Source organism: Pseudomonas sp. KU26590, from assembly GCF_026153515.1.
In the GTDB taxonomy this organism is placed as follows: domain Bacteria; phylum Pseudomonadota; class Gammaproteobacteria; order Pseudomonadales; family Pseudomonadaceae; genus Aquipseudomonas.
Map to the genome: position 1 here is coordinate 5,263,478 of NZ_CP110644.1, position 24,387 is coordinate 5,287,864.

The 24,387-nt window shown below is 58.1% G+C and carries 26 protein-coding genes, 1 tRNA gene and 1 pseudogene; 7 read left to right on the forward strand and 21 right to left on the reverse strand.

All coding sequences use genetic code 11. The features are described from left to right. Positions 1–93 precede the first annotated feature (93 nt). Positions 94–1,032 carry a universal stress protein gene (locus tag OKW98_RS23380; protein WP_265389818.1) on the reverse strand — a complete coding sequence of 313 codons (939 nt, stop codon included), beginning with the start codon at positions 1,030–1,032 and terminating at the stop codon, positions 94–96. Between the two features lie 298 nt (positions 1,033–1,330). Between OKW98_RS23380 and OKW98_RS23385 the strand changes: the two genes are divergently transcribed. Then, positions 1,331–2,083, forward strand: coding sequence for a helix-turn-helix domain-containing protein (locus OKW98_RS23385; RefSeq protein ID WP_265389819.1), 753 nt, complete (start codon positions 1,331–1,333; stop codon positions 2,081–2,083). A 13-nt stretch (positions 2,084–2,096) separates the two neighbouring features. Here OKW98_RS23385 and OKW98_RS23390 read toward each other — a convergent pair whose 3' ends face one another. Further along, the gene (locus OKW98_RS23390; protein ID WP_265386867.1) at positions 2,097–3,014 is read right to left on the reverse strand and encodes a universal stress protein; all 918 of its coding nucleotides are present in this window, start codon (positions 3,012–3,014) and stop codon (positions 2,097–2,099) included. Between the two features lie 221 nt (positions 3,015–3,235). Between OKW98_RS23390 and OKW98_RS23395 the strand changes: the two genes are divergently transcribed. Further along, complete coding sequence (locus tag OKW98_RS23395; protein WP_265386868.1) at positions 3,236–3,724, forward strand: potassium channel family protein; 489 nt, start codon at positions 3,236–3,238, stop codon at positions 3,722–3,724. Positions 3,725–3,839: 115 nt separating this feature from the next. Further along, entirely contained in the window at positions 3,840–4,487 is a 648-nt protein-coding gene (locus OKW98_RS23400) for a BON domain-containing protein (RefSeq protein WP_265386869.1), read from the forward strand. A gap of 192 nt (positions 4,488–4,679) precedes the next feature. On the opposite strand, the gene OKW98_RS23405 is transcribed toward OKW98_RS23400, so the two are convergent. The 17 genes from OKW98_RS23405 to OKW98_RS23485 form a co-directional block, all read right to left on the reverse strand. Beyond that, positions 4,680–4,755 (reverse strand) — tRNA-Lys (locus tag OKW98_RS23405). Between the two features lie 63 nt (positions 4,756–4,818). Next, positions 4,819–5,493 (reverse strand): 7-cyano-7-deazaguanine synthase QueC, encoded by a 675-nt coding sequence (gene queC / locus OKW98_RS23410; protein ID WP_265386870.1) that lies wholly within the window; start codon positions 5,491–5,493, stop codon positions 4,819–4,821. Between the two features lie 15 nt (positions 5,494–5,508). Further along, positions 5,509–6,156 carry a 7-carboxy-7-deazaguanine synthase QueE gene (queE, locus tag OKW98_RS23415; protein WP_265386871.1) on the reverse strand — a complete coding sequence of 216 codons (648 nt, stop codon included), beginning with the start codon at positions 6,154–6,156 and terminating at the stop codon, positions 5,509–5,511. Between the two features lie 179 nt (positions 6,157–6,335). Further along, positions 6,336–7,154 (reverse strand): tol-pal system protein YbgF, encoded by an 819-nt coding sequence (ybgF, locus tag OKW98_RS23420; RefSeq protein WP_265386872.1) that lies wholly within the window; start codon positions 7,152–7,154, stop codon positions 6,336–6,338. A gap of 6 nt (positions 7,155–7,160) precedes the next feature. Continuing rightward, positions 7,161–7,664, reverse strand: coding sequence for a peptidoglycan-associated lipoprotein Pal (pal, locus tag OKW98_RS23425; protein WP_065989719.1), 504 nt, complete (start codon positions 7,662–7,664; stop codon positions 7,161–7,163). 53 nt (positions 7,665–7,717) lie between these two features. Then, complete coding sequence (gene tolB / locus OKW98_RS23430) at positions 7,718–8,998, reverse strand: Tol-Pal system beta propeller repeat protein TolB (protein WP_265389820.1); 1,281 nt, start codon at positions 8,996–8,998, stop codon at positions 7,718–7,720. A 17-nt stretch (positions 8,999–9,015) separates the two neighbouring features. Continuing rightward, on the reverse strand, positions 9,016–10,107 hold the full coding sequence (gene tolA / locus OKW98_RS23435) for a cell envelope integrity protein TolA (protein WP_265386873.1): 1,092 nt from the start codon (positions 10,105–10,107) through the stop codon (positions 9,016–9,018). Next, on the reverse strand, positions 10,107–10,571 hold the full coding sequence (gene tolR, locus OKW98_RS23440; RefSeq protein ID WP_404616695.1) for a protein TolR: 465 nt from the start codon (positions 10,569–10,571) through the stop codon (positions 10,107–10,109). Before tolR ends, tolA begins: the two co-directional genes overlap by 1 nt. Before the next feature lie 14 nt (positions 10,572–10,585). Continuing rightward, positions 10,586–11,281, reverse strand: coding sequence for a protein TolQ (tolQ, locus tag OKW98_RS23445; RefSeq protein WP_265386874.1), 696 nt, complete (start codon positions 11,279–11,281; stop codon positions 10,586–10,588). Further along, a complete protein-coding gene (gene ybgC / locus OKW98_RS23450; protein WP_074893268.1) occupies positions 11,271–11,741 on the reverse strand; it encodes a tol-pal system-associated acyl-CoA thioesterase in 471 nt (156 codons plus the stop codon). The genes tolQ and ybgC overlap by 11 nt, the downstream gene beginning before the upstream one ends. 136 nt (positions 11,742–11,877) lie before the next feature. After that, positions 11,878–12,933, reverse strand: coding sequence for a Holliday junction branch migration DNA helicase RuvB (gene ruvB / locus OKW98_RS23455; protein WP_265386875.1), 1,056 nt, complete (start codon positions 12,931–12,933; stop codon positions 11,878–11,880). Then, positions 12,934–13,542 carry a Holliday junction branch migration protein RuvA gene (ruvA, locus tag OKW98_RS23460; protein ID WP_265386876.1) on the reverse strand — a complete coding sequence of 203 codons (609 nt, stop codon included), beginning with the start codon at positions 13,540–13,542 and terminating at the stop codon, positions 12,934–12,936. It lies immediately after the preceding gene. Between the two features lie 61 nt (positions 13,543–13,603). Beyond that, on the reverse strand, positions 13,604–14,128 hold the full coding sequence (gene ruvC, locus OKW98_RS23465; RefSeq protein WP_065989739.1) for a crossover junction endodeoxyribonuclease RuvC: 525 nt from the start codon (positions 14,126–14,128) through the stop codon (positions 13,604–13,606). 124 nt (positions 14,129–14,252) lie between these two features. Further along, positions 14,253–14,999: a YebC/PmpR family DNA-binding transcriptional regulator gene (locus OKW98_RS23470; RefSeq protein WP_265386877.1), complete on the reverse strand. Its 747-nt coding sequence runs from the start codon at positions 14,997–14,999 to the stop codon at positions 14,253–14,255. Between the two features lie 138 nt (positions 15,000–15,137). Beyond that, positions 15,138–16,913: an aspartate--tRNA ligase gene (gene aspS / locus OKW98_RS23475; RefSeq protein ID WP_265386878.1), complete on the reverse strand. Its 1,776-nt coding sequence runs from the start codon at positions 16,911–16,913 to the stop codon at positions 15,138–15,140. 261 nt (positions 16,914–17,174) lie between these two features. Beyond that, on the reverse strand, positions 17,175–17,522 hold the full coding sequence (locus OKW98_RS23480; RefSeq protein ID WP_265386879.1) for a ribbon-helix-helix domain-containing protein: 348 nt from the start codon (positions 17,520–17,522) through the stop codon (positions 17,175–17,177). A gap of 424 nt (positions 17,523–17,946) precedes the next feature. Further along, entirely contained in the window at positions 17,947–18,420 is a 474-nt protein-coding gene (locus OKW98_RS23485) for a Dps family protein (RefSeq protein WP_074893279.1), read from the reverse strand. A gap of 423 nt (positions 18,421–18,843) precedes the next feature. On the opposite strand from OKW98_RS23485, the pseudogene OKW98_RS27705 reads away from it, so the two are divergent. Together OKW98_RS27705 and OKW98_RS27710 are read left to right on the forward strand one after the other, a co-directional pair. Next, a pseudogene (locus OKW98_RS27705) lies at positions 18,844–19,119 on the forward strand (cold shock domain-containing protein membrane protein); the annotation flags it as partial. 108 nt (positions 19,120–19,227) lie between these two features. Then, positions 19,228–19,449: a cold shock domain-containing protein gene (locus OKW98_RS27710; protein WP_004667445.1), complete on the forward strand. Its 222-nt coding sequence runs from the start codon at positions 19,228–19,230 to the stop codon at positions 19,447–19,449. A 76-nt stretch (positions 19,450–19,525) separates the two neighbouring features. On the opposite strand, the gene OKW98_RS23495 is transcribed toward OKW98_RS27710, so the two are convergent. Then, entirely contained in the window at positions 19,526–19,732 is a 207-nt protein-coding gene (locus OKW98_RS23495) for a SlyX family protein (protein ID WP_065989748.1), read from the reverse strand. A 2-nt stretch (positions 19,733–19,734) separates the two neighbouring features. Then, positions 19,735–20,160 carry an HIT domain-containing protein gene (locus OKW98_RS23500; RefSeq protein ID WP_265386880.1) on the reverse strand — a complete coding sequence of 142 codons (426 nt, stop codon included), beginning with the start codon at positions 20,158–20,160 and terminating at the stop codon, positions 19,735–19,737. Positions 20,161–21,146: 986 nt separating this feature from the next. On the opposite strand from OKW98_RS23500, the gene OKW98_RS23505 reads away from it, so the two are divergent. Together OKW98_RS23505 and OKW98_RS23510 are read left to right on the forward strand one after the other, a co-directional pair. Continuing rightward, entirely contained in the window at positions 21,147–22,493 is a 1,347-nt protein-coding gene (locus OKW98_RS23505; RefSeq protein WP_265386881.1) for an OprD family porin, read from the forward strand. A 173-nt stretch (positions 22,494–22,666) separates the two neighbouring features. Next, on the forward strand, positions 22,667–24,382 hold the full coding sequence (locus OKW98_RS23510) for a proline--tRNA ligase (RefSeq protein WP_265386882.1): 1,716 nt from the start codon (positions 22,667–22,669) through the stop codon (positions 24,380–24,382). Positions 24,383–24,387: the final 5 nt, after the last annotated feature.

A 24,387-nucleotide genomic window follows, 5' to 3' on the forward strand; every position in this document is an offset into this window, starting at 1 on the left:
GAATGTCGCCGAAACGGGGTGCCCGGCTTAAGTGCCACGGACCAGCGCCTGGTGAGAATTCCTGCGGTCGGCGCCAGGGAGGAGGCAGCGCAATCAGGTGCCCTGCGACGGCAGCCCTGCCGCGTACCCGGGATTGCGCGGATCAACCGCCAGCAGACTGCTGGGCATGTGATGGGCAACCTGCTCTGTGGTACTGCCCAGGAACGCGCTCAAGCGATTGCGATGAACCGTTCCCATCACGATGACATCAATGTTTTGCGCCTCGGCAAACGTGCGAATCACCTTCGCCGGGTAGCCCATCACCAGGTGCTTGCATTCATCGGGCACCCCGAACTGTTCGGCCAGTTTGTTGAACGCATCCTCCTCTGCCTCGTAAAGGGTCTGTGCCAGGTTTGAGCTAAATCCCATGGCATCCTGCGAGGCGAAAACAGCGGTCAGGTCGTAGGCGTAGATCAGATGCAACTGCGCATCACACTGGGCAGCAAGCTTCTCGGCCTGGGTGATGATGGTTTCGTTGATGCCGGGGAACTGATCATCGGGACCAAAGGTGTCCACCGCCGCCAGGATCTTGCGCGGCAGGGCATGTTCCACTTTCGAGACCAGGTGCAAAGGCACCGGGCAATCATGCAGTAACCGCAGATCCAGCGAGGTAAACAGCATGCGCGCTACCCACGATTCATGCTCTACGTCCTTGATCACCAGCGACGGATGCATCTCGCGGATGTGCATCATGATTTCGCCAAGGGACTGCATCACCCACACCACCTCCGTGGTGACCTGTACGCCCAGATTGCGTATGGAATGGGCTTGCGCTTCAAGCCATTCACGGTGGCGCACCACATATCCCTCACGCATTTCTTTCAGCGCCCTGTCATTGACCAGGCCGGCCGTGGCAAGGCCATCGACGTAATCAAAGGCGACGATATGCAGGGCCGCGTCCTTTGCCTGGGCCAGCGCTCCCGCGCGATCAAAGGCGGGCGTTCTTTTCATCAGCGGCGAAGCGATGAGCATCAAACGTTCGGGTTCGAACATGGCGCACCTCCAATCAGCAAGAAAGACGGCCACAGGACTGCACAAATGTGGCGTGGGCGATAACGTTCGATTCTCGGCGGCCGATCAGAAGCCGACTTGATCTACATCAAGGATGGTGCAGAGATCGCAGCCGCCGGAAATGCGCAGTCCACTGGCGAAATACATCTATCTTTTCGCATTGAATAGACGTGAATCGGATGACTTTTAGGACTAAATACGCCCCGTTTATCCACATTTGAAATGCCCGCTGTTACTGGTATCAGGCCGCGCCTATGCTGCGTTGAATAAGGAGATTCCTATGAGCGCCCATCTGGCCGCTGTCCCCGATTTGTTCCTCAAGGCTGAGTGCGCAAATTGCGGTGTTCGAGAGCTGTGCCTGTCGATGGGCATGAGTGTCATTGATACCGATCGCTTGTCCGCCATCATCCCCCAGCCTATGAAGATCAAAAAAGGTGAGGCGCTCTATCACGCAGGCGATCCCCTGCGATCGCTTTACGCGGTGCGCTATGGTTTTTTCAAGACGACGATTTCCTCCCAGGACGGTCGCGATCAACTGACCGGCTTTCAGATGTCAGGAGAGATGCTGGGATGCGACGCGATCAGCGATAACCGTCACGTGTGCGATGCCATCGCGCTGGAAGACAGTGAGGTGTGCCCTATTCGCTTTACGCACCTTGAGCAGTTATCACGTGAACTGCCTTCGTTGCAGCACAACCTCAACCGCGTTCTGAGCAGAGAGATCGTCCGTGATCATGAGATGTTGCTGCTGATGGGCAATCTCAACGCCGAGGAGCGAATGGCGGCGTTTCTGCTCAACCTCTCGGGTCGCATGGCCAACCGGGGCTACTCGCCCACTGCCTTCGTGCTGCGCATGACGCGGGAAGACATCGGTTCATACCTTGGATTACGCCTGGAAACGATCTGTCGTGCCATCGCTTATCTGCGCGACCACAGCATGGTCAGAATTTCCGGACGGGCTGTTGAGATCCTAGACCTCAAGCGCCTGGAGGCGTTGATACACGGCTGTGGCTGCGGACCAAAAACGCTCTGAATCAGCATGCCATTTACAGCGAGTCGGCCTTGACCACCAGTACGCTGCAAGGGGCGTGAGTCAGCATGACTTCTGCCGTGTCACCCATGACCCTTTCCAGACCGGGGCGCGGCATCGTTCCCATCACCAGAAGATCAAAGTCGTTCAGCCGGGCGAACGCTTCAATCGTGGGCTGTGGGGCGCCGGTCATGAAGTGACGACGCCGCTGCGCGATTCCATGCTGGGCACATAACAATGAAAACGACTCTTCGTGTGCGTCACTCAGGGCTTCCTGGAACCCCGGCTCGACAGGCATGGCGCCCATGATGGTCGTGCCCGAGGCATAAATCGCGGCCCGATCGTAGACATACACCACGTGCAGAACAGCACCGCATTGGGCGGCCAACTGTGTCGCGACCTTGAGTATCTGGTCATTCAGGCGCAGATCGGCGTCACGGGAACGGTAGAGATTGACTGCAGCCAGCATCTTGACCGGCAAGGGATGCGTGGAGCGGGTAACCAGCTGGACCGGGCAAGCACAGTGACGCAACAGCTCCCAGTCCAGAGGCGTCGAAAAGAGCCGCTGGAGCGAGGGCTCATGGTGAACGTCCTTGATCAGCATACTGGGCCGGACATTTTTGATGCAGTGCTGTATTTCCTCGAACACATGCCCCGTCCACAGCACCCGCAGATCGACATCAAGGCCCTTGTCACGCTCTTTTTGCACTTGCGATTCGAGCCAGCGCCGAAGCGGCTGCAGGTGCGAGTCGCGCAGGTTCGTCAGTGCCTCAGGGTTGAAAAGCCCCATTATTTCCAACAGCTTCACGTGGTCCAACGCAACGATGCGCAATCGAGCGCCGCTTCCCCGGGCCATTGCCACGGCGCGTTCGAACGCGGGCGTACGCTCAGGTTTTGACGAGGCGATTAATAAAAGGCAGGGAGTGTCTTTCACGTGGACCTCACTCATCATCTCTTTGCGCGGGACAGAGGCGGTCGCTCATCAGCGATGAGCGGCCTGTCAGCGGCGTTGCGCCTTGAGTCGAGTGTGAACGTGCACGACAACGCAGGTCTGACGTAGATCAGAAATTGCCGTCTGGCAGGCGTATGCAGTGACATTTATCAAGCGCCGCATCAGGGCGTGGCAGCACAGTAAGGCGTCTGCGGAGAGCCCTGATGATCACCATCACGTTTATTAACATCCTGATCATTACCACGGCGGTCATCGTTCATTACGAATGCCTGCTGAGCCTGAATCTGCTGATGCCCAGGCTCATCCTCTGGCATCGCTTCAGAATGGTGTTCGGCGTGTTGGGCGCCCTGATCGCCCATGCCGTTGAAGTCTGGATATTTGCGTTGGGCTACTACTTGATGAACCGCTCGGAAACATTGGGCCGGCTGAGCGGCAACTTCGACGGCAGCTTGATGGACTCTGTGTATTTCTCGTTCACGACCTTCACTACCGTCGGTTTTGGCGACATCACCCCCAGTGGTCCCCTCAAGTTTTTGACCGGGCTGGAGGCGCTGACGGGGCTGGTGCTGATCACATGGACGGCCTCGTTTTTATTCATCGAGATGCAGAAATACTTCGGCGCCACATCATCGCTCCCTAAAGCCCAGTCAAGCGATGCTCCAGCGAAACCCTCCCTATCGGATGGCGCCTAAAGCGCCATTAGCTGACAAAACTCAATGTTTGATTTTCCGGCGAGCGCTCAATGATCACAGCGTGACTTTGAGCAATCGAGCCGCGCGCCAGTGCCTGCAGCCAAGAGGATTGACCATGAGCGATTTGACGTTACGCCGAACCATCCTGGACGAGCTTGAGTTTTTACCCCACATCGATGCCGCCGCCATTGGTGTGTCCATCGAAAACGGCGTCGTGATCCTGAGTGGTCATGTAGGGACCTACGCTGAAAAGATCGCCGCAGAGCGGGCCGTCAAGCGCGTCAAGGGGGTGCGGGCTGTCGCCGAAGAACTGAAAGTACGCGCGACAACGGCAGGGGGTTTTGGTGACGAGGTGACGGCTTCGCGGTGCCTGGACCTGCTGCGCTGGAATACCGTGGTCCCGGACGAACAAATACAGGTCAAGGTGCAGCAGGGTTGGGTGACGCTTGAGGGCGATGTGGAGTGGCAATATCAGAAAGAGGCTGCGCAAAACGCAATACAGAAACTGGACGGCGTCGTGGGCCTTAACAACCTGCTGGTCATAAAACCCAAAGCCGACGTGCAAGACATCAAGCGGCTGATCGAAGAAGCGCTGGGAAGAAGCTCGGACCTGGACTTGACCAAAATCCGTGTCTCCGCAGACGGTAATCAAGTCAAGCTTGAGGGCTCCGTTCACCGATGGCTTGAACGTAAAGCGGTCGAGCATGCTGCCTGGGCCGTACCTGGCGTCAAGAACGTAGAAAACCATCTGCTCATCACCTGAAGGGGTGATGCATGCCGTTGCCTGCTGGTGTGGATGCTGCGCAGAGGCGGGCGTCGCAGCAGCGCTGTCAGAACGTCGCCGTGCCCAGGCCAACGTGCATCCTGCGCAAAGCCACCCCGGAGACAAGGGCTTTCTTCAGGCAAAAAAAAATCTGGAAATCCGCATTTTCATGGGCCTTCCAGATTTTCGAAATGGTGGGTCGTGTGGGATTCGAACCTACGACCAATTGGTTAAAAGCCAACTGCTCTACCAACTGAGCTAACGACCCGCTTCGTTGTGGCGCGTATATTACTGATATTTCACAGTAATTCAACACCCAAGCGAAAATAATTTAAAAATAACGCGTCGGATCCGTCACACCCGCTGCAGCGAAGCCCTCAGCGCGCAAGCGGCAGCTGTCGCATTTTCCGCACGCACGTCCCTGCTCGTCGGCCTGATAGCAGGAAACCGTCAACCCGTAATCCACACCAAGACGCGTACCGGCTTTGACGATATCGGCCTTGCTCAGCATCTGCAGCGGCGCCTGAATCGTGAAGCCCTGCCCTTCAACGCCAGCCTTGGTGGCGAGATTGGCCATGCGCTCGAACGACTCGACAAATTCCGGACGGCAATCCGGATAGCCGGAATAATCTACGGCGTTAACACCAATGAAGATGTCGCGGGCACCAAGCACTTCGGCCCAGCCAAGTGCGAGAGAGAGGAAAACGGTATTGCGCGCCGGCACGTAGGTCACCGGAATGCCCTCGCCCGGCGCTTCCGGCACCGCGATGCTGCTGTCAGTCAGTGCGGACCCGCCGATGCCGTTGAGGTTAAGGCCGATAACCTTGTGTTCGACCACGCCCATGTCCGCCGCTACACGCTCCGCCGCCTGCAGCTCGGCGCGATGCCGTTGGCCGTAGTCGAAGCTCATGGTGTAGCAGAGGAAGCCGTCGGCCTTGGCCATCGCCACCACAGTGGCCGAATCCAGCCCGCCGGACAGCAGGATTACCGCTCTTTTCTCAGTCATCGATTGCTCACTCATTCAGCGCCCCGGCTCGTCGTTCCAGAGGATTTTATGCAACTGCAATTGCAGGCGCACCGGGAGGTTGTCGGCAACGATCCAGTCGGCCAGGTCTCTGACGTTCAGATCGCGATGGACAGGTGAAAACAGCACTTCGCCGGCGCGACGGTCGAGACCGTACTGAATGATCTTCGAGACGGCCCAGTCGTAGTCTTCACGCGAACAAATGACAAATTTGATCTGGTCGTTGGCCGTGAGCAGCTCGATATTTTCGTATCGGTTGCGCGCCACTTCTTTTGAACCTGGGGTTTTCAGGTCGACGACACGGCTCACACGGGAATCGACTTTCGAGATGTCCAGCGCGCCGCTGGTCTCCAGAGAAACCTCGTAGCCCGCGTCACACAGCCGCTGAAGCAAAGGAATGGCGTTCGGCTGAGCCAGGGGCTCACCACCTGTGACGCAGACATAGCGCGGGCGATAGCTGGCAACTTGCTCCATCAACGAGTCGAGGGTCTGGATGGTTCCGCCAGTGAAGGCGTATTCGCTGTCGCAATAACCGCAACGCAACGGGCAGCCGGTGAGCCGCACGAAAACGGTAGGCAAGCCTGCCGTGCGCGTTTCACCCTGCAGAGAGTAGAAAACTTCGGTGATGCGTAGTGTGTCTTGCATAGGGGCCACGGGCGTAACGGCTAAACAGGCCATCCGCCTCCGTCAGGCACTTCTGTACACCCTGCACACGCAGAATCCACAGAAGCGTAATCAATACCGGAATTTCGGGGGCGGAATTCTAACGAAGAAAGCCGCGCAATGCGCGGCTTTCTTGAATCAGCGGTCAGATTGACTGGCAATCAGAGACGCTGCAGGTCCCGCTGAGCCAACTGAGCGGCCGAAGTGCCCGGATACTGAGCAACGACTTGCTGAAGGATGCCCTTCACTTTGTCGGTGTGACCCAGGCGACGTTCGACATCCGCCAGCTTGTACAAGGAGTCAGGCACTTTGGCGTGCTTTGGGTAAAGCTGACTGACCTTTGCAAAGGCCTGACCGGCACCTTGAAGGTCGCCCTTGGCCAGATTCACTTCGCCCAGCCAGTATTGGGCGTTGCCCGCGTACTGGCTGTTCGGGTATTTGCGCAGGAATGCCGCAAACGCCTGACTGGCCTTGTCGAAATCCTTCGCCTTGATCAAGTCGAAAGCAGCGTCGTAATAGAGCTTTTCTTTCGCTGGGTCACCGGGCTCGCTGCTCGCCTGAGGCGCTTGAGCGGCGGGTGACACGGGTGCTCCGCCGGCATTGGCGCCGCCGTCGGAAGCAGAATTGTTGGCAGCTGATGGGGCAGATGCGCCGCCAGCTCCGATACGGGAGTCGAGATCTTTGTAGCGATCCAGCGCTTCTTGCTTCATCTGCTGGATATCGTTCTGCTGGACTTCCACTATTCCGCGCAAACGCGAAATTTCGTCCTGCATTTGCTGCAATTGCATGAACAGCTGACCTTGCGCCGAAGGCGCGGCCGTAGCCGCACCTCCGGCGTAGGCGCCAGACGTACCATAACCCGATGGCGGATAACTGCTACCAGCAGAGCCAGAGTTGTCATCGACCACAGGAACCGCACCCATCGCTGCAAGAGGAAGGGTGAGAGCCAAAACGGTTAGAGCACGTCGGCACGTTCGCATGTCAAATTACTTACGCAGTTCGACGCGACGGTTTTGAGCCCACGATTGCTCGTCGTTACCGGTAGCAACTGGACGCTCTTCACCGTAGGAAACGAGTTCCAGCTGAGCTGGCGAAACGCCTTGCAGAACCAGGTAGCGTTGAACGGCTTTCGCACGACGCTCGCCCAGTGCCAGGTTGTATTCGCGAGTACCGCGTTCGTCGGTGTTGCCTTCCAGAACTACGCGAGCGCCGTTGGCTTTCAGGTCTTTGGCGTGAACGTCCAGAGCGCGCATGGCTTCTGGTTTCAGGTCAGAACTGTCGTATTCGAAGTAGAAAGTGGTGATAGCGCGCAGAGCAGCTTCTTCGCTCAGGCTGCCGTCAACAGCGCCAGAGTTAGCGCCGTAACCAGCGTTAGGATCTACAGCAGCGCCGCCAGCACCGGCATTGTCGCCGCCTTTGGACGAGCAACCTACAGCTACAGCCATGGCCAGAGCCAGCGCAGCAAATTTACCAAACTTCAGCATTTCCATCGTAAAACTCCTAATGAACCCCAAGTGTGTTAAGTACAACGTAAAGCGCCGCGTCAGTTCAGGTAAGGGGACCAGGAAGGTTCTCTGACTTCGCCTTGAGCGGTAGGAAGCGGGAGCCTTACGCGTCCGTTGATGGACACGAGCATCAAGACTCCCCGGCCCTGCTGGCGGGTGGCGTAGATTACCATGGTGCCGTTAGGCGCAACAGTAGGCGACTCATCAAGGTTGCTGTCTGTGAGGATTTTTACGCTACCGCGCTGCAAATCCTGAGCTGCGACCTTGAAGTTAGTGAAGCCATCTTGACGATGGATCATCACCAGAGTCTTTTCATCCGCCGATAACTTAGGGTTGGCATTGTAGTTACCGATGAAAGTAACGCGCTCTGCCCCTCCGCCATTAATATTGGTTTTATAGATTTGTGGCTTGCCGCCACGGTCAGACGTGAAATAAATCGTGGAGCCGTCTTTACCGAAGAACGGTTCTGTATCGATGGAGGAATCGTTGGTCACGCGTGACAGCTGACGCGACGCGAGATTCATCACATAGATTTCCGGGTTGCCATCTTTCGACAGCACCATCGCCAGCTTGGTGCCATCCGGGGACCACGCAGGCGCGCCGTTCAGGCCTTCGAAGTTGGTGATCTGCTCGCGACGACCGGTGTCGATGTGCTGAACGAAGATGCGCGGACGCTTCTGTTCAAAAGACACATAGGCAATACGCTTGCCGTCTGGCGCAAAGCGCGGCGACAGGATCGGCTCACGGGATTGCAGCAGCGTCACCGCGCGGGCGCCATCGTAGTCAGAACGCTGGAGCGTGTAACGCGTGTTGTCAGTCGAGAAACGTTCTGCAGTCACGTACAGCATGCGGGTGGAAAACGCGCCCTTGATGCCAGTCAGTTTCTCGAACGACTGGTCAGCAATGTAGTGCGACATGTCACGCAGCTGGTCGGCGGTGCCCGAAACGTTGCCGGTCAGAACCTGTTGCTCGGTGGCCACGTTGAACAGCGCGTATTGAACCTGAAGGCGACCGCCCGAAGGCACGATGCTACCGACCATGACGTACTGGGCGCCCAGCGCTTTCCAGTCACGGAAGATGACTTCGCTGGCCTGGCTCGGCTGGCTGATCATGTTTTCCTTTGGAATCGGCGAGTAGTAGCCCGAGTTCTGCAGGTCGTTGCCAATGATCTTGGCCATGTCTTCCGGCAGCACGCTGCCGCCTTGCAGGCCAAACGGCACGACTGCAATAGGCGTGGCGCGGTCGCTGCCGCTGGTTACCAGAATGTTCTTTTCGTCGGCAGCGGCGAAACCCGCTGCGCAACACAGAACGACAAGCATTCCTCGAAGAAGGTTAATCACAAGGCTAGGTCCTCAGGTGTGAATGTCATCTTGAATGAACGGTAAGGTGCGAAGTCCGAAGGCTTCATCCCCTGCATCTCTGTCAAACGACCAATATTCTTGACCGCCGCTACTGCTGAACTGTCGAAAGGACCATCGCCGCTGGACTTGCTCACGTTGACCGAAGTCAAGGTGCCGTCCGGCAACATGTTGATCTGCAGGACGACTGTCATGCCCTTGCGCGCGGAAGGTGGACGTGCCCAGCCTTCAGCCGCCCGAGAGCGAATCAAGTCATCGAAGCTGCCGGCCACTTCGTCGCCACGCTCATCGGCCAGTGCCTGTTGGCGTTCCGGCTTGTCGGAAAGCAGGTCGGCCAGTGCTTGCGCCTTCTTGTCTTCCGCTGATTTGCGAGCCGCATCCTGGGCTTTCTTCTTCGCGTCCTCGGTCGACTTCTTCTTGGCATCCTCAGCCGCTTTCTTCTTCGCGTCTTCGGCAGCCTTTTTCTTGGCGTCGTCCGCAGCCTGCTTCTTCGCGTCCTCGGCAGCCTGTTTCTTGGCTTCCTCGGCGGCCGCGCGCTTGGCGTCTTCCTCGGCTTTTTTCTTCGCGTCGTCTTCGGCTTTCTTCTTGGCTATATCAGCCAATTGTTTCTCTTCAGCGGTTTTCTTCGCGTCATCCGCTTTTTTGGCTTCGGCTTTCTTGGCGTCGTCCGCAGCTTTTTTTGCGTCATCGGCTTTTTTGGCGTCGTCAGCTTTCTTTGCTTCCTCGGCCTTTTGCTCTTCGGCTTTTTGAGCGCTATCGGCTTTCTTTTGTTCCGCCGCCTTTACCGCCTCTTGCTCAACTTTTTTCTGCTCCATCTGCTCGACTTCGGTTTGTCGCGCAGCGGATTTCTTCGCCTCACCGGCCAGCTTCTGGTTGGTCTGGGTGGTTGCCTGACTTTTTGATTTCAACTGATAGAGCGTGGCCTGAACAATCGGCCTGGCTTCAGGAAGCTCGGGCGTCATTGCAAAGCTGACGAACAACAAACCAAAAATCAGGACGTGCAGTCCCACCGCCCAGACGGACGGCCAGAAGTAGCTTTCCGAGGCGGACGGCTCTCGAATCGGCTGCATCAGGGGGCCTCGGTAATCAAACCAACGTTCCCGACCCCGGCCTTCTGCAACCCGCCCATCGTGCCCATGACGGCGCCGTAGTCGACCGTCTTGTCGCCACGGATGAACACTTGAGTCTGCTTGCCGGCCTCACGACCGGCCGCAATGATTTTGGTCACTGCGCTGGTCAGTTGCGGCAAGGTCATCGCCTTGTCCATTTGCTTGTCGGTGTCGACTTCGCTGCCAAGGTTCCAGTAGTAGGTCTTGTCAGCCTTGATCGAGATCGTCAGGACCTGATTGTTGTTGTCCTGCGGCAAAGCCTCGCTGGAGACCTTGGGCAGATCAACTTTCACGCCCTGGTTGATCATCGGAGCCGTCACCATGAAGATGACCAGCAGCACCAGCATCACGTCGATGTACGGCACCACGTTCATTTCGGCGACCGGCTTGCGCTTGTTGCGTCGGCCGCGAGCGATTAAAGCCATTGGGAAATACCTGCTTATTCTTCGCTGGTGTGCACTTTACGGTGCAGGATCGCCTGGAACTCGTCGGCGAATGTGTAGTAACGACCGATCAGGTTCTCGCCACGAGCGGCGAAACGGTTGTAAGCGATGACCGCAGGGATCGCTGCGAACAGGCCGATGGCGGTGGCAATCAACGCTTCGGCGATACCCGGTGCAACGGTGGCCAGGGTGGCCTGCTGCGCAGTGGCCAGACCGCGGAAGGAGTTCATGATCCCCCAGACGGTACCGAACAGACCGACGTATGGGCTGGTAGAACCCACGGTTGCCAGAAATGGCAGGCTCTGCTCGAGTTTTTCTTCTTCACGGGAGATCGCGACGCGCATGGCGCGTGCAACACCTTCCATGACGGCGTCTGGATCAACGCCCGCCTGCTGACGCAGACGGGAAAATTCCTTGAAGCCCGCGCGGAAGATCTGCTCAACGCCTGAGTCCGGATCCGGGTTGCTGCCAGCCTGACGGTAGAGCTTGGACAAATCGATGCCTGACCAGAAGCGCTCCTCAAAGCTCTCCAGTGCCCGACGTCCGGCGCGCAGCATGGCGCTGCGCTGAAAAATCATGACCCACGAGGTGACCGAGGCGGCCACCAGGATCAGCATCACCAACTGCACAACCACGCTGGCATTGCTGACCAAACTCCACATGGAGGAATGGTCGACGACGTTAGCTTCCACGCTGTATCTCCTGCTCTGAATGTGTACCCGCGCCGCCCTGCCCGGCAAAGGCCGTGCGCAGAGCTTCGGGAATGGCCCGGGGTTTCAAACTGTCGGCGCGCACACACGCCACCAAAAACTGCCCTTCACAGAGCAGCACATCATCCGCAGCCCGCCTGACCTGTTGCTGAAAGCGCAGGCTGGCGCGGTTCAATTCGATTACTTCGGCGCTGATCAGCAGTTCGTCATCCAGCCGCGCGGGCTTGTGATAGCGAGCCTCGCTTGAATGCACGACAAACAACAGGTTCTCGATACCCGCCATTGCGGATTGGGCAAAGCCCAGTTCCCGCAGTCGCTCGGTTCGAGCCCGCTCCATGAATTTCAGGTAATTGACGTAGTAAACGATGCCGCCGGCATCGGTGTCCTCGTAATAAACGCGACAACGATGTGCGAACGACTGAGCCCCGTTTTGCGCGCGCATACTCTAGTGCTTACTCCTCAGGTTGCCAATCCGGCCAGGCAACTGTTTTCACTGTTTTTTCTGCCAGCAGCACATCACGTTGCGGTGACTGCCCGTCTGACCATCAAACACCCGAATAAATCGGTTGATCGTGCATTTATTCGTCAGGGTCTTCGACCGGCTCATCAATCACCACCCGGTCGCCCATCCGCGAGGGAATGTTCAGACCGAAGTGCAGATACGCATGCCGCGTGACCATGCGGCCGCGAGGTGTGCGCATCATATAGCCTTGCTGTATCAAATAGGGCTCCAGCACGTCCTCAATTGTGTGACGTTCTTCGCTGATGGCCGCGGCAAGGTTATCCACCCCGACCGGCCCGCCATCGAACTTCTCGATCATCGTCAGCAGCAAGCGCCGGTCCTGATGATCGAAACCGCGCTCGTCGACGTCCAGCAGGTTCAGCGCAAGGTCAGCAATGGCCTTGGTGATCTCCCCCTTGGCGCGTACCTCGGCGAAGTCCCGCACCCGACGCAGCAACCGGTTGGCGATCCGTGGCGTTCCCCGCGCACGACGGGCAATCTCGAATGCGCCTTCGTCCTCGATGTACAGCCCGAGAATTTTCGCTGAACGCGACACGATCGTTGCAAGATCCGCGGTGCTATAGAACTCAAGACGCTGCACGATACCGAAACGGTCACGCAGCGGATTGGTCAGCATGCCCGCGCGGGTAGTTGCACCCACCAGCGTGAACGGCGGCAGATCGAGCTTGATGGAGCGCGCCGCAGGGCCTTCACCGATCATGATGTCCAGCTGGAAATCTTCCATTGCCGGGTACAGCACTTCCTCGACAATGGGTGACAGACGGTGGATTTCATCGATGAACAGCACGTCGTGCGGCTCAAGATTGGTGAGAATCGCCGCAAGATCACCCGGCCGTTCGAGCACGGGGCCCGAGGTGCTCTTGATCGACACGCCCATTTCCTGGGCGATGATATGCGCCAGCGTGGTTTTACCCAGACCCGGCGGACCGAAGATCAGCGTGTGGTCCAGCGCTTCATTGCGCCCGCGCGCCGCCTGGATGAACAGCTCCATTTGCTCACGCACGGTGGGCTGACCGATGTAGTCGGCCAGGCTCAGCGGACGGATCGCACGGTCCAGTTGCTCGTCACGGTCACGCCCGGTGGCGGCGATCAGACGGTCGGCATCTATCACTTACAGCATCCCCTTCAGTGCGCGGCGAATGAGGTCTTCGCTGCTGAGATTCTTGTCCTTGATCGCGGTCACTGCCTTGCTCGCTTCCTGGGGTTTGTAGCCCAGGGAAATCAACGCGCTGACAGCATCCGACTCGGCCGTCGCCACCGCAACCGGCGCGCCCGGCCCGTCCGATACCAGCGCGAAGGTGCCCGGCAACGAATCCCACGCCTTGAAGCGATCCTTCAGTTCGACCAGCAGACGCTCGGCGGTCTTCTTGCCAACGCCCGGGACGCGGGTCAGCGCGGAGGTGTCCTGCGCCTGGACACAGCGCACCAACTCGTCCACTTCCAGCGTCGACATCAGGGCCAGCGCCAGCTTCGGCCCGACACCGTTCAGGCGAATCAGCTCTCGGAACATCTCGCGGTCACGCTTTTCGTAGAACCCGAACAGCAGGTGTGCGTCTTCGCGGACCACCAGATGGATATGCAGCGTCACGGTTTCGCCCAGATGAGGCAGCCGATAAAGCGTGGTCATGGGCACTTCGACTTCGTAACCCACGCCGTTGACATCCAGTACCAGATGCGGCGGCTGCTTCTCGACCAACGTACCGCGTAGACGTCCAATCACGAATCAAATCCTTTCCAGATGCCCGCCGCTGGGACGGGCCGTGCTAACACAAATAATGCCATCAGAGCCGCAAGCGACCGCCACGACTGCGCGCGGTATTAAGGCCGTGAGGGATGAGACTGGATCGGGTATGCGCGTGACACATGGCGATTGCCAGTGCGTCCGACGCATCCACTTGGGGCTTGGTGGTCAGCTTGAGCAGGTGCATGACCATCATCATCACCTGATCCTTGTTGGCGCCGCCTGTTCCTGCGACGGCCTGCTTGACCTGAGTCGCGGTGTACTCGGCGATCTCCAGTCCCTCTTCGGCGCCTGCAACGATCGCGGCACCACGGGCCTGGCCCAGCTTCAAGGCCGAGTCCGGGTTACGCGCCATAAACACTTTCTCAATGCCCATCGTCACTGGGCCGTATGTCTGAATGACCTCGCGCACGCCGCGATACACGATCTGCAGCCGCTCATGAAGCAAGCCGGTGCCCGTGCGAATGCAGCCCGAGGCCACGTACTCGCAGCCGCGTCCGGTGTCACGCACCACGCCGAAGCCGGTAATTCGTGAACCGGGGTCAATACCTAAAATAAGAGTCATAACGCCTGCAGCTTGAGAGGTAACGCGAACAATTGGACGCAGCATAAAGGCAGAAGCCGGAGGCCGATAGCGTTGATCATCAACGCTTCGTGCGCTCCGGCCTCAAGTCCGAGCGGGTAAACGATCAGCCAAGCTGCTCCAGCACCTCGTCCGGGATTTCTGCGTTGGAATAGACATTCTGCACGTCGTCCAGGTCTTCCAGCATATCGATCAGCTTGAGGACCTTTTCCGCCATGTCCAGATCGAGCACCGCACTGGTGGTCGGCTGCATCACGATTTCCGCATCGGCGGGCGTGAAACCAGCGGCTTCCAGCGCGTTGCGCACGGCATAGAAACTGGAGAACGAGGTAAAGACGTCAATGGAGCCGTCTTCGTGGGTGACCACGTCGTCAGCGTCCGCTTCCATGGCGGCTTCGATCAGCGCGTCTTCATCAACGCCCGGTGCAAAGGAAACCTGCCCCTTGCGCTCGAACAGATAGGACACCGAACCGTCAGTCCCCAGGTTGCCACCGCATTTGCTGAAGGCATGACGCACGGCAGCCGCAGTCCGGTTACGGTTATCGGTCATGGTTTCGACCATGACCGCAACGCCGCCGGGGCCGTAGCCTTCGTAACCCAGTTCGACCATGTCATCGGCATCGGCGGCGCCGGCACCACGAGCGATGGCGCGGTCGATGATGTCGCGACTCATGTTCGCGCCCAGGGCCTTGTCCTGCGCCAGACGCAGACGCGGGTTCGACGCCGGGTCAGCACCGCCCTGACGGGCAGCGACGGTCAGTTCGCGGATCCACTTGGTGAAGATCTTGCCTTTCTTGGCATCCTGACGCTCTTTGCGGTGCTTGATGTTCGCCCACTTGGAATGACCAGCCATAACACGCTCCAAACCTTGAAACACGCACGCCCGCGCTCGATCACTCAAACGCAGACGCTTCACTCGAATCTGTGCCCGGAATGGGCGGGGATCAGGGCGGACCGAATGGTCGGTCCGCCGAGCCCTTGGCTACACGGCTTACTCGGCCTTCGGCGTCTCGCGCAGGCGGATGTGCAGCTCGCGCAGTGCCTTGGCATCAACCACGCCCGGCGCCTGGGTCATGACGTCCGCAGCACTCTGGGTTTTCGGGAAGGCAATGACTTCACGAATCGACTGAGCGCCGGTCATCAGCATGACCAGACGATCCAGACCGAACGCCAGACCACCGTGGGGCGGCGCGCCGTACTTCAGCGCATCGAGCAGGAAGCCGAACTTCTCTTGCTGTTCGTCTTCGGAAATACCCAGCAGACGGAACACGGCCTGCTGCATTTCCTTGCGATGGATACGGATCGAACCGCCGCCCAGCTCAGTGCCGTTCAGCACCATGTCGTACGCGCGGGACAGCGCGGTGGCAGGGTTGGCTTCGAGCTCTTCAGGCGAGCATTTCGGCGCGGTGAACGGGTGGTGCAGCGCAGAGAAGCTGCCATCGTCGTTTTCTTCGAACATCGGGAAGTCGACGACCCACATCGGTGCCCACTCGCAGGTGAGCAGGTTCAGGTCGTGGCCCAGCTTGATGCGCAGAGCGCCCAGTGCTTCGCTGACAATTTTGAATTTGTCGGCGCCGAAGAACACGATGTCGCCGTCCACTGCACCCACGCGATCAAGGATCACGTTGAGGTTGGCTTCCGGGATGTTCTTGACGATTGGCGACTGCAGGCCTTCGACGCCTTTGGCGCGCTCGTTGACCTTGATGTAGGCCAGGCCTTTGGCGCCGTAGATGCCGACGAACTTGGTGTAGTCGTCGATCTTGCTGCGCGGCATGCTCGCGCCGCCGGGAACGCGCAGCGCCGTGACACGGCACTTCGGATCGTTCGCAGGACCGCTGAACACCTTGAAGTCCACTGCCTGAAGCTGATCGGCAACGTCAACCAGCTCCAGCGGGTTACGCAGGTCTGGCTTGTCGGAACCGTAGCGGCGCATGGCTTCTTCAAAGGTCATGTGGGGGAAGTCATCGAACTCCACATCCAGCACTTCCTTGAAGAGCTTGCGAATCATGGTCTCGGTGATGCCCATGATGTCGGCTTCGTTGAGGAAGCTGGTCTCGATGTCGATCTGAGTGAATTCAGGCTGACGGTCGGCACGCAGGTCTTCGTCGCGGAAGCACTTGGCGATCTGGTAGTAACGGTCGAAACCGGCAACCATCAGCAGCTGTTTGAACAGCTGAGGCGATTGCGGCAGAGCAAAGAAGCTGCCTGGGTGGGTACGGCTTGGGACCAGGTAATCACGGGCGCCTTCGGGCGTTGCGCGAGTGAGGATCGGCGTCTCGACATCAAGGAAGCCGTTGCCGTCCAGAAAGCCACGGATGCTGGAGGTGATGCGCGAGCGCAGACGCAGCTTTTCAGCCATCTCCGGACGACGCAGGTCGATGAACCGATAACGCAGGCGGGTTTCTTCGCCGACGTCAGAGTATTCGTTCAGCGGGAACGGCGGGGTTTCCGACTCGTTGAGCACTTCCAGCTCGTAGCCCAACACCTCGATCGCGCCCGACGCCATGTTCGGGTTGACGGCGCCGGCAGGACGCGCACGCACCTTACCGGTCAGCTTGACCACGTATTCGCTGCGAACACGGTCGGCGATGGCGAAAGTGTCAGCACGATCGGGATCGAAAACCACTTGGGCCAGACCTTCACGATCGCGAATATCGAGGAAAATCACCCCCCCGTGGTCGCGACGGCGATGGACCCATCCGCAAAGGGTAATTTCCTGACCTTCCAGGCTTTCGTTCAGTTGGCCGCAATAATGGCTGCGCATCATGATCGTGTGTTCACTTCTCGTAATTCGGAATTCGATGGAGCTTTCGCCCGTCGCCGGTGCAAGGGTGCGCAAGCTTTGGCATGCAGTCCGACCTGAGGGTCAGTTCCTGCCTTCCACAGTAAGGCGGGGGATTATATAGGGATAATCATCGCTGTGCAGCCGCGCAGCCCGATACCGGGCAAGAAGATGTCGGCACGTGGCGCTGATGCCGCAGTGCCGCCAGCGAATGCGGGCCCGCCTGAGCGCGCCCGCTGAATCAGGTCATGTCGGGGACGGCGTCAGGCGCAGCCCCTCGGCACTCAACGCGTGTGCTACGCACACGACGCGAATCAGGCCGCTGAAGTTCTTGACGCCGCCGTAACGCAGGTGAACCTCGCGATCGACGTAAGACAGCACGGCGTTGATGGAGCAATCGTTGAATCGTGCCATTTCGGACAGAATATTCCAGTACACCTCCTCAAGTCGCAGGCATGTGGCCAGCCCGTTCAGCCTCACCGATCTGGAGTGCGGCTGGGCCAGACTCATGTTGAAATTTTCGATAAAAGGGTCGCCCCGTGCGTTCAGGCACTGGGTCGGCTCCCATCCCTCTCGGGCAGTATTCGGATTCATGCAGGTTCCCCACGTTGCGATTACGGATATGGCATCGGCACCTTCGCAATCAGTTGAAAAGAGGTGTCTATCAAGCCGTATTCCCAACGACGCAACCAGCAGAAGGAGCACTCTGAATCTGTAGGAGATCACCACAGCGCAGGGGTGATTTTCGAGAGCCAGCGAATGGCCCATCCCCTGTCTTCCTCGGGGTATTAGATATGTATTTTTTGCTGATTTATTTCGTCCCAGCGGGCCCGATCACTGCGGGCAGCACGACCTGAAAAGGGGTCGCGACTGAACCTTACAGATGGGCTGTGTGAGCTGGAGGATTTAACGCAGAAGGTAAATCAGAGGGGTATTGTCGAGTGCGCGGAAGAAAAGCAGTGCGGAGCGGGCAGTATTTGCGCTGCCCGCTCCTTTCATTTCATCGACCAGGTATTGATTACTGAGCTTCAAGCATCGAGCGCAGCATCCAGGCAGTCTTCTCATGCACTTGCATGCGCTGGGTCAGCAAGTCCGCCGTTGGTTCGTCGCTCACTTTGTCCAGCAACGGGAAAATGCCACGGGCCGTGCGGGTGACCGCTTCCTGACCCTGAACCAGCGAACGGATCATGTCCTCGGCCGCGGGTACGCCCTCTTCTTCCTTGATCGACGACAAGCGTGCATAGGTCGAGTAGGTGCCCGGCGCCGGGAAGCCCAGTGCGCGGATACGTTCTGCGATCTGATCCACCGCCAGCGCCAGCTCGTTGTATTGCTCTTCAAACATCAGGTGCAGCGTACGAAAAGCCGGGCCAGTCACGTTCCAGTGAAAGTTATGGGTTTTCAGATACAACACGTAGGTGTCTGCCAGCAGGCGGGAAAGACCGTCCACGATGGACTTGCGGTCTTCTTCGCTGATGCCGATATCGATTGCCATGTTCAGCCCTCTTCTATGATGGTTTTTTCAAACGACTGCCGACCACTCTACCAAGACCATCGGCCCTGCGCAGCCATCTGTCGGGATTAGTTCGGCCACTACGCCGCAGTCAGACCTGCTTCCTTTAATAGCAACGATCGGCTCGACGGTTTGTTTATGGGGGGCGCTCTGGAACGAGCTTTTGACCGGAATCATAAAAAACTGACACACGGTGCCAATCACCGGCCGGTGCGGGCGCTAAGCGCTTGATTTGAGTAGCTCTCGGCTTTGCTGTTAAATACAGTCGCGCTGCCGCCAAAGTGCCGTCCGGCGACAGTGCATAGGCGGGACCGACACTCGTGCATCACGCCTCCTTTTTTTCCCGAAGCGTACCGAAGGTCACCCGCTATTTCCTTGTGATCCATCTTAATGTGAGTCATCGAAATGTTGAAAATAGTCCACCTGCTAACGGGCGCAGCTGCCCTGCTGCTGTCTTTCATCCCCAGCCTGCGTAGTGAAGCGCTGTCTTCTTACCTGTCCCAACCGGATGCGCTGTACCTGGCGCTCTTCGGCCTCATCAACCTGGTGCTCGCGCCAGTGATTCCTTACTGGAACAAAGGTCCACGTCATCAACTGCAAAACTTGGTCAGCGGCCTGCTCGTGCTGGCCGTCGTGCTTCAGATCCTCACGCTGGTCGTTCCACTTGAAACCATTGCCGGCCAGCCGGCCGTTCTGGTCAGCCTGCTCGCTGTCGTCATTGCCGTGGCCTTGCACCTGGCGGTCAGCTTTTACCGCTCCTCTCCCGCGCCCGCGACACAGTCCCAGGACTTGGGAAACCGCGATACAGGCACGGTAAAGTGGTTCAACACCTCCAAAGGCTTCGGATTCATTTCCCGTGACTCGGGCGACGATATCTTCGTGCACTTTCGCGCCATTCGCGGCGAAGGCCACCGCGTTCTGGTCGAAGGCCAGCGTGTCGAGTTTTCGGTGATGAACCGCGACAAAGGCCTGCAAGCGGAAGACGTCATCGCTGCGCTCCCGCGCCGTTAACGTCGCCCCATAAAAAAACCGCGCTCACAGGCGCGGTTTTTTTTGGCTGAAATTCCTGCCCTTAGCGCCCTTTCCCTTAATAGTGAGGAGGACGCGAGTCTTCAGCGAAGCCGTCGCCCTGCCCGCCCATTTCCTCCTGACGCTTGATCAGGGCGGCAATCTGTAATTCCAGGCGGTCAAGACTGCGCTGCTGGGCGACCAACACGTCATTGAGGGCCTGAATCGTATCGTCCTGAAAGGCCAGTCGACTTTCCAGCTCCATGACACGCGATTCGAGCTCCATGGTCAGTCCTCCTTAAAGGTGAATGCTTCGGTCAATTCGGGCTTAAGTTGCGTGGTAATCCGTGCCACCTCGTCCAGCGAGTAAGGCTTGGCGGGATGTTTGCCCCACACAGGGGCTGGCCAGGCCGCGTCGCCAACACGGCGAACAATGACGTGCATATGCAGCTGATTGACCACATTACCCAGCGCAGCAACGTTCATCTTGTCTGCCTGAAACGTACGACCAAGTACGGCCGAGAGGTAGGTGGTTTCTTTCCACAACTGCGCCTGCTCCGTTTCGGACAGTTGGAACACTTCACTGATATCCGCACGCTTGGGCACCAGGATGAACCATGGGTAATTGCAATCATTGGACAGCAGCAGCGTGCACAGCGGGAAGTCGCCAATCGGCAGTGTGTCTTGCAGCAAGCGCGGATCTAGAACAAACACGTAAATACTCCTGATCGCCGATTGGATTCATTGAGCCGATTGACTGGCCCGATTAAGAAGTCTTGGGTAGCGGGAAGGATACTCGTGAATTCCGGATGATTCATCCGGCACCGTGGCTCTAGGCATTTTGCGGATCAGGTGTTGCTCGGCAAGCACTACACGCCATCTCGCACCAGGAAAGCGCGGGAAAAACCATCACGCCCTTTCATGAAGCAGCTAACCGCAGGCGGAGGCGACGAAAAACCAGACACTGAATTCCGCGTGAGCCCAGTCAACCCGGGCCTCACGGAGGCTTCTCGGGAGTGGTGCTGCAGGCGTAATGCCCGAGACCTCGCCGAATCCCGTTCAGAAGACCCAAACGCAGGCAATTTTGCTAGAAGACGCACCAAAAAGATTCAGATGACGCGCAAATATGTGACAGCTATCCACGATTTACCCACTTCTGGGGGTAACAGGTAACGTCAGTGACATTTGCCCGCGCTATTCTCAAGAATAGCTACGGTTGCCAAGCAGGCTATCGAAAATATTTTTTTCTATTTGATTCAACAGGTTGGAACCCACATCGAATGCTTTTACCGCGCCTTCGACATTTTTTTCATGTTCGTCGAAATTTTGTGCACGGTTGTTGCTTTGTCACACACAAGCTTGAAGACGAGCGTGTCGAGAGACAGGCCGGGGCCGACGGGTTGCAACGCGATTCGAAACGGCAACCGGAATGGCTGGATTGGATGAGGGTGTAAATGAATCCGGCCTTCAGGATGATCCGGTAGTGGCATGGTTTAAAGAATCAGGAGCTGTTCAGGAGCGACACGGACAGCGCAGGCGGCGACAAGGCCGTAAAGAAACTGCAACGGTAGGTTCTTCACTATCGCCAATAATGTCAGCGTGCTGTAACTTTCGCCGACACCAAAAAGAAAGAAGCCGGCCAGATAAAAAAACAGGTGGACGGCAGTACTCTTCTTAAAAACCAAAGGAGCAAAGTCACGATGAGAGTGATGAAGTGGAGCGCAATCGCACTGGCCGTTACTGCAGCCAGCACCCAATTGGCATCGGCTGCGGCATTCGTAAGCGATCAGTCCGAAGCAACTGGTTTTGTAGAGGGGAGCAAGCTCGACGTTAAGGCTCGTAACTACTACTTCAACCGCCACATCCTGCATGACGATAACAGGAAAGACCAACGCGACTGGACCCAAGGTTTCTGGGGCAACTACACCTCGGGTTACACCCAGGGCCTGATCGGTGTAGGTATTGACGCCTTCGGTTATGCAGGCTTCAAACTCAGCGGCGACGATAAGCATTCGGGTTCCGGCAACCTGACGCTGGACACGACACCAAATTCCGACGGCTTCCGCGACAACCACGACAGCTTCGGCAAAGCCGGCGCTGCAGCCAAGTTCCGGATTTCGAAAACCGAACTGAAAATTGGTGACATGCAGCCTCAGAACCCAGTATTTGCGGTGGGTGGCTCGCGCCTGTTACCACAGACCGCAAGCGGCCTGAGCCTGCAGAGCAGCGAGATCAAAGGTCTCGATGTTGAAGCCGGTCACTTCTATTCGGGTACCAGCCAGAACGACACCAGTCATGATGGCAGCATCTTCGCCACCTACGCAGCCGTGGAAGCCAAAACTGCCGACTTCGGCGGCGGCAAGTACTCCATTACCGATAACCTGGGTGTTGGTTTCTACTACGCCAAGTTGGAAGACGTGTGGAACCAGTACTACGGCAACATTAACTACGCGTTGCCGTTGACTGACGATCAGGCCCTGGCTTTCGACTTCAACATCTACAACACTAAAGATACCGGCAGCGCCAAAGCTGGCACCATCAGCAACACCGCGTGGTCGGGTTCGGCTGCATACTCTTTCCTGGCAGCACACACATTGACACTGGCGTTCCAGAAAGTTAACGGCGATACGCCGTTTGACTACATCGGTATCGGTGACAACAATAAAGGCGGCGACTCGATTTTCCTTGCGAACTCGATTCAGTACTCCGACTTTAACGCTCCAGGTGAGAGATCGTGGCAAGGTCGTTACGACTTGAACATGGCCCCCTACGGCACGCCCGGCCTGAGCTTCATGGCCCGTTACGTCAGCGGTACCAATATTGATGGCACTCATACTCCATCCAACAGCGCTTACACCGGCTTTTACGGTGCTGATGGCAGCCACCACGAAACCAACGTCGAGGCCAAGTACGTTGTTCAAACTGGCCCGGCTAAAGATCTGTCGTTCCGTATTCGTCAAGCATGGCACCGTGCCAATGCTGACGAAGGCGAAGGCGATATCAACGAGTTCCGTCTGATCGTCGACTACCCGATTTCGGTCCTGTAATCGCACTGTCTGACACTCGTTACCGAAAAGCCCGGCCTTCGCGCCGGGCTTTTTCATGGGCGCGCGGTTGACAATCCCTCCCCTCGCGGCGCCCGCCCGGCCTGTACTCATCGATATCACCACCGTACAATGCCGGGTCATTTCCCAGTCACCGCAACCGACAACGGCCGACCATGCGTACCAGTCAATATTTGCTCGCCACACAGAAAGAAACGCCCTCCGATGCGGTCGTGATCAGCCATCAGCTGATGCTTCGTGCCGGCATGATTCGCAAACTTGCCTCCGGTCTCTACACCTGGCTCCCCATGGGCCTGCGGGTATTGCGCAAGGTCGAAGCGGTGGTTCGTGAAGAGATGAACGCAGCGGGCGCGCTGGAAGTGTTGATGCCGGGCATTCAGCCGGCGGAGCTCTGGCAGGAGTCTGGGCGCTGGGAACAGTACGGTCCTGAGCTGTTGCGCCTGAAAGACCGCCACGACCGTGAGTTCTGCGCGGGCCCGACCCACGAAGAAGTCATCACCGATCTGGCGCGCAACGAGCTCAACAGCTACAAACAGCTGCCAATCAACATGTACCAGATCCAGACCAAATTCCGTGACGAGATCCGTCCGCGCTTCGGCTTGATGCGCGGCCGCGAATTCATCATGAAGGACGCCTATTCCTTCCATGCGACCCAGGATTCCCTTCAGGAAACCTACGACCGTATGCATCAGGCGTACTGCAACGTGTTCACCCGTCTGGGCCTGAACTTCCGCCCTGTGGTGGCTGACAATGGCTCAATCGGCGGCGCGGGCTCCCATGAGTTCCACGTGCTGGCCGAGTCCGGCGAAGACGACATTGTATTCAGTGACACCTCTGACTACGCCGCGAATATCGAAAAAGCCGAAGCCATTCCGCGCGAGGCCAGCCGCCCTGCGCCGACCGAAGAACTGCGCCTTGTCGACACCCCTGACGCCAAGACCATCGCGGCCCTGGTCGAGCAGTTCAATCTGCCGATCGAAAAGACCGTCAAGACGCTGGTCGTCCATGCCGCTGAAGAGGGCAAACTGATTGCCCTGATCATCCGTGGCGATCACGAGCTCAACGAAATCAAGGCGTCCAACCTGGAGCAGGTCGCCAGCCCGCTGGTCATGGCCTCCGAAGCCGAACTGCGTGACGCCATTGGCGCCGGCGCGGGCTCTCTCGGCCCGCTGAATCTGCCGCTGCCGTGCATCATCGACCGCTCGGTAGAGCTGATGAGCGACTTCGGCATTGGCGCGAACATCGATGACAAGCACTACTTCGGCGTCAACTGGGAGCGCGACCTGCCGGTTCCGACCGTCGCGGATCTGCGCAACGTCGTCGCCGGCGACCCGAGCCCGGATGGTCAGGGCAACGTGATCATCAAGCGCGGCATCGAAGTCGGGCATATCTTCCAGCTGGGCACCAAGTACAGCGAAGCGATGAAGTGCCAGGTGCTGGGCGAGAACGGCAAGCCCGTCACGCTGACCATGGGCTGCTACGGGATTGGTGTGTCGCGTGTCGTGGCTGCCGCGATCGAGCAGAACAACGACGCGAACGGCATCATCTGGAGCGACGCACTCGCACCTTTCCAGATCGCCCTCGTGCCGCTGCGTTACGAAACCGATGCCGTCAAAGAGGCAACCGACAAGCTGTACGCCGAACTGACTGCTGCAGGCTTCGAAGTGTTGCTGGATGACCGCGACAAGAAGACCAGCCCCGGGATCAAGTTCGCCGACATGGAACTGATCGGCATTCCGCATCGCATCGTGGTCAGTGACCGCGGCCTTGCCGAAGGCAACCTCGAGTACAAGAGCCGCACCGAAGCCGAAGCCCAGGCCCTGCCTGTCGCCGATGTGTTGTCTTTCATCAAGGACCGGATCAAGCGCTGACCGGA

What these genes read in the sequence shown, in the direction of transcription:
- OKW98_RS23380 (WP_265389818.1), bottom strand. Translation starts at nt 1,032, where the DNA reads ATGTTCGAACCCGAACGTTTGATGCTCATCGCTTCGCCGCTGATGAAA.
- OKW98_RS23385 (WP_265389819.1), top strand. Translation starts at nt 1,331, where the DNA reads ATGAGCGCCCATCTGGCCGCTGTCCCCGATTTGTTCCTCAAGGCTGAG.
- OKW98_RS23395 (WP_265386868.1), top strand. Translation starts at nt 3,236, where the DNA reads ATGATCACCATCACGTTTATTAACATCCTGATCATTACCACGGCGGTC.
- OKW98_RS23400 (WP_265386869.1), top strand. Translation starts at nt 3,840, where the DNA reads ATGAGCGATTTGACGTTACGCCGAACCATCCTGGACGAGCTTGAGTTT.
- queC (WP_265386870.1), bottom strand. Translation starts at nt 5,493, where the DNA reads ATGACTGAGAAAAGAGCGGTAATCCTGCTGTCCGGCGGGCTGGATTCG.
- queE (WP_265386871.1), bottom strand. Translation starts at nt 6,156, where the DNA reads ATGCAAGACACACTACGCATCACCGAAGTTTTCTACTCTCTGCAGGGT.
- ybgF (WP_265386872.1), bottom strand. Translation starts at nt 7,154, where the DNA reads ATGCGAACGTGCCGACGTGCTCTAACCGTTTTGGCTCTCACCCTTCCT.
- pal (WP_065989719.1), bottom strand. Translation starts at nt 7,664, where the DNA reads ATGGAAATGCTGAAGTTTGGTAAATTTGCTGCGCTGGCTCTGGCCATG.
- tolB (WP_265389820.1), bottom strand. Translation starts at nt 8,998, where the DNA reads ATGCTTGTCGTTCTGTGTTGCGCAGCGGGTTTCGCCGCTGCCGACGAA.
- tolA (WP_265386873.1), bottom strand. Translation starts at nt 10,107, where the DNA reads ATGCAGCCGATTCGAGAGCCGTCCGCCTCGGAAAGCTACTTCTGGCCG.
- tolR (WP_404616695.1), bottom strand. Translation starts at nt 10,571, where the DNA reads ATGGCTTTAATCGCTCGCGGCCGACGCAACAAGCGCAAGCCGGTCGCC.
- ybgC (WP_074893268.1), bottom strand. Translation starts at nt 11,741, where the DNA reads ATGCGCGCGCAAAACGGGGCTCAGTCGTTCGCACATCGTTGTCGCGTT.
- ruvC (WP_065989739.1), bottom strand. Translation starts at nt 14,128, where the DNA reads ATGACTCTTATTTTAGGTATTGACCCCGGTTCACGAATTACCGGCTTC.
- OKW98_RS23470 (WP_265386877.1), bottom strand. Translation starts at nt 14,999, where the DNA reads ATGGCTGGTCATTCCAAGTGGGCGAACATCAAGCACCGCAAAGAGCGT.
- aspS (WP_265386878.1), bottom strand. Translation starts at nt 16,913, where the DNA reads ATGATGCGCAGCCATTATTGCGGCCAACTGAACGAAAGCCTGGAAGGT.
- OKW98_RS23480 (WP_265386879.1), bottom strand. Translation starts at nt 17,522, where the DNA reads ATGAATCCGAATACTGCCCGAGAGGGATGGGAGCCGACCCAGTGCCTG.
- OKW98_RS23485 (WP_074893279.1), bottom strand. Translation starts at nt 18,420, where the DNA reads ATGGCAATCGATATCGGCATCAGCGAAGAAGACCGCAAGTCCATCGTG.
- OKW98_RS23495 (WP_065989748.1), bottom strand. Translation starts at nt 19,732, where the DNA reads ATGGAGCTCGAATCGCGTGTCATGGAGCTGGAAAGTCGACTGGCCTTT.
- OKW98_RS23505 (WP_265386881.1), top strand. Translation starts at nt 21,147, where the DNA reads ATGAGAGTGATGAAGTGGAGCGCAATCGCACTGGCCGTTACTGCAGCC.
- OKW98_RS23510 (WP_265386882.1), top strand. Translation starts at nt 22,667, where the DNA reads ATGCGTACCAGTCAATATTTGCTCGCCACACAGAAAGAAACGCCCTCC.